This is a genomic window from Brevibacillus jepli (assembly GCF_047229145.1).
GTDB lineage: Bacteria > Bacillota > Bacilli > Brevibacillales > Brevibacillaceae > Brevibacillus.
In genome coordinates this window covers 1-1,126 of record NZ_JBFEFW010000086.1, presented here as the reverse complement: position 1 = coordinate 1,126, position 1,126 = coordinate 1, and the positions used below count along the sequence as shown (strand labels likewise).

The following is a 1,126-nucleotide window of genomic DNA, read 5'->3' as shown; positions in this document are numbered from 1 at the left end:
CATCTCGAATCTGTTGGACATCAACCAGAGTGTGCGGAAAACCATGCAGGATGTGATCAAGAAAGAAATGCTGCTGCAGTTCAAGTTTGAAAATGTGCTGGAGTTAATTCAATTGTCTGTGTAGCTTTTGAATCTTCGATTGTCAAGCAGAGGAGAGAGCCAAGGCCGTGTATGGATATTTTCCGTATACGGCCTTGGCAGTTTTGCCTTCCGTTGTTGAAAGGAAAAGATATGGTGAAGCAACAACCGGATTTTTTTCCACTCGCGGGGATGCGAACGCGCGAATACGCGAAACTTATCCAGAATGTCTGTCTCTTTCGAAGTTAAATCCACAATCACATGTCGATCTCCTAGTGCATCCCATTCGTTCAAGATCTCATACTTGGATATTAAGCAATTCTGCAGTAAACTTATGGATTTCAGTATTCTCCGGGTATGACGTAGCCATGAGTTTTTTTCTCTTTCAGTCATTTTTTCATCCAAATCCATCAACGCATACTGTTCGTGAATGAGCGATTGTAACAGAATCGATACGGACTGCTCTACTTCGTTCAATGATTTTGCGTAGGAACACAGGACAGGATAGCCCCAGGATTTGATCGCAGTATTCATTATTCCTCGCAATGGTCGATCGGACATGGCTCTATCTCCTCACACAGAAATATTACATCCTCCAGTTTGCGGAGCAACAACCACTCTTTCATCACGATGACATCCATGAGTTTGCTGGTTTGGTGGTTCATTTTCAGAATCTCTTCATTGGAGGGGCAGGTTGGAAAATCAAGATGCTTGCCTACAAAAGCTTGGAGCTTTTCAGCCTCGGCGTTGATCAGATGGGAAAGGGCGATTTCCTCCAAGGCAATGGACTCCAAGAGATCAATAATCACTTCATTCATGGATGGTCTGTGTATGGATTCCGGAATGTGTGGAATACTCATGATAGACTCCCTTCATATTGACCACGGTTCGAATGTGTATTTCTTATATGTCTATGCCTATGCCTAATTGTTGGTTACAAGAAGACAAAACAAGAGGACGAGGGACATTATGGGAATCAAGACCATACCACACTATACATGAATTTATCCTGTTCGAAGGAGGAATCGCTTTGAGCCGCTTCAAACAT

General features: G+C 43.1%; 3 protein-coding genes. 1 reads left to right on the top strand and 2 read right to left on the bottom strand.

The features are described 5' to 3' along the window. Window positions 1-13: 13 nt before the first annotated feature. A complete protein-coding gene (locus AB1L17_RS31570) occupies window positions 14-124 on the top strand; it encodes an alpha-helical endospore appendage domain-containing protein (protein WP_486599184.1) in 111 nt (36 codons plus the stop codon). On the opposite strand, the gene AB1L17_RS31355 is transcribed toward AB1L17_RS31570, so the two are convergent. Both AB1L17_RS31355 and AB1L17_RS31350 read right to left on the bottom strand, forming a co-directional pair. After that, on the bottom strand, window positions 109-639 hold the full coding sequence (locus tag AB1L17_RS31355) for a hypothetical protein (RefSeq protein ID WP_412848917.1): 531 nt from the start codon (window positions 637-639) through the stop codon (window positions 109-111). The genes AB1L17_RS31570 and AB1L17_RS31355 overlap by 16 nt on opposite strands. Next, window positions 612-938 carry an alpha-helical endospore appendage domain-containing protein gene (locus tag AB1L17_RS31350; protein ID WP_412848916.1) on the bottom strand — a complete coding sequence of 109 codons (327 nt, stop codon included), beginning with the start codon at window positions 936-938 and terminating at the stop codon, window positions 612-614. Before AB1L17_RS31350 ends, AB1L17_RS31355 begins: the two co-directional genes overlap by 28 nt. Window positions 939-1,126: the final 188 nt, after the last annotated feature.